Source organism: Streptomyces sp. UNOC14_S4 (assembly GCF_020740835.1).
In the GTDB taxonomy this organism is placed as follows: Bacteria; Actinomycetota; Actinomycetes; order Streptomycetales; family Streptomycetaceae; genus Streptomyces.
This window is the reverse complement of sequence record NZ_JAINFC010000846.1, coordinates 1-1,916: the sequence shown is the minus strand read 5'-3', so window position 1 is coordinate 1,916 and position 1,916 is coordinate 1. Positions and strand designations below refer to the sequence as shown.

At 68.7% G+C, this 1,916-nt stretch carries 1 protein-coding gene and 1 pseudogene; one reads left to right on the top strand and one right to left on the bottom strand.

Features of this window, described 5'->3' with window-relative positions:
• Positions 1-644 precede the first annotated feature (644 nt).
• Positions 645-955: pseudogene (locus K6I34_RS36395) on the bottom strand (transposase); the annotation flags it as partial.
• A 63-nt stretch (positions 956-1,018) separates the two neighbouring features.
• On the opposite strand from K6I34_RS36395, the gene K6I34_RS36390 reads away from it, so the two are divergent.
• Complete coding sequence (locus K6I34_RS36390) at positions 1,019-1,795, top strand: MBL fold metallo-hydrolase (protein WP_229332302.1); 777 nt, start codon at positions 1,019-1,021, stop codon at positions 1,793-1,795.
• The last annotated feature ends 121 nt before the right edge of the window (positions 1,796-1,916 follow it).

Genomic DNA, 1,916 nt, shown 5'->3' with positions numbered 1-1,916 from the left:
GTGCGGGGGTGGCGGGCCTTTGCTAGCTTGATGTTCGGCTGGCGGCGAGCGGGCGTCGGTCCCTACCAGAACTGGGGATCGCCGGGTCACCGGCCGCACCAAAGAGGGCCCCCGCCACGGACGGTGAATCCGTGACGAGGGCCCGACCGAAGAACGGCCTACCCGTCGGTCCCCACCGGATATGGGGATCGCCGGGTCACCGGCCGCACAACCACCTCCCGAACTCGCGGATCACTGCTGCGATTCCCGCTGCGATCCGTTCGTGACGTGGTTGCTTTCGGTGACGCCCCATCGGCGCCTCCCTCCGGACGCGCCGCCGAAGAACCCGGCTCGGCGGCTCTCCTTTGGATTCGGGCCGGGCCCCGAGGACGTGGGGCCCGGACGCAAGTCCGTGGAGGGAGGCGCAGCGAGTGCGCCACCGGTGACGTTAGTGGCTGACTGGTGGGCGAGTTGGCTGGATCAGCGGATTTTCGCACTACCGGGTGAAAGTGCTTCGGGAACAGTGCGGTGGGCACGGGGGTCTTGCTAGCTTGACGCCGGTGGCGCTCCCTAGGCCGTGGGGCGCCTCCCTCCGGATAGGCCGTCGGGTCCCGGCTCGGCGGCCTTTCTTAGAAGGCGGCTCATTCGGTGAGTCTGCGGTAGCAGTCGATCGCGCATCCCGACCGGTCCAACTCGCCGCGCGAGCAGAGCCCGTCCAGGATCAGACGGTGCGGCTTCGCCCATACCCGGGCCCGACTCCACTCCGTGAAACGGCGGTGAGCAGTCGCGCCCGACGGACCGAACACCCGCGGAAGCCGCTGCCACGTGCAGCCCGATGCGGCCACGAAGTTGATCGCGGCCAGGCCTCCCGGTCCCCGTGCCGCCGTCGTCCACCACCCTGCGGTCGCCTCGGAGCCGGAGGCACCACCCGCTGGAACAGCTCCCACAAAGTCTCCGGGATCAAAGTCCCGACCATGCCCGCCCCCCCGTGCTCGGAAATCGCCCACCCTCAGTTACAAAGCCACTAGGGTCTCGTGCCATGCAACTGACGGTTCTCGGTGGCTGCGGTGCGTGGCCCACAGCGGTCCAGGCATGCAGCGGCTACCTCGTCGAGTACGCAGGATTCCGCCTGCTCATCGACCCCGGATTTGCCACGCTGCCGTCCCTGCTCCACCACAGCACCGTGGACGCGGTCGACGCCGTGCTGGTCAGCCACGGGCACCCCGACCACTGCGCCGACCTCAATCCGCTGCTCCGGGCCCGCGGGCTGAGCGATGATCCGCCGCCGGCCCTACCCGTTTACGCCCCGCACGGAGCGGTCGATGCCGTTCTCGCGCTCGACAAACCGAGCATGCTCGCCAAGGCATACCACCTCCACGAGTTCGGCCCCGGCGACCGGTTCGACATCGGCCCCTTCACCACCGACACCTGGCTCCTGCCGCACTTCGTCCCCAATGTCGGCATCCGGCTCGCCACCCCCGAGGCCGTACTCGCCTACACCGGCGACACGGGACCCAGCCCCGACATCCCGCGCCTCGCCCAGGGTGCCGACCTGTTCCTGTCGGAAGCCACGTACATCCGCCAGGTGCCAACCGCCAACGCACCCTACCTGCTGACCGCACGACTGGCCGGCCAGTACGCCCACCAGGCGGGCGCCGCCCGACTCCTGCTGACCCACCTCTGGCCCGGCACGGATCCGGCAATCTCCCAAGAGGCAGCCGCAGAAGCCTTCACACACCCCCTTGGCATCGCTGCCCCGGGCCTCGTCACCAACCTTCGCGATGAGACTCAGGCGTTCAACAGCACCGAGTACTGAGGTTGAACTCGTGATGGCGGGTGGGTTGGTCAAGGTGGCTCGATGATCAGGCCGGTCTCGGCGAGGCAGCCGTCGAGCAGGTGCGGGCGGTACTGGACCTTCTTCAGCTTGCGCTTCATGA

Excerpts from the sequence above, each read along its gene's own strand:
- K6I34_RS36390 (WP_229332302.1), top strand. The coding sequence starts at position 1,019 with ATGCAACTGACGGTTCTCGGTGGCTGCGGTGCGTGGCCCACAGCGGTC.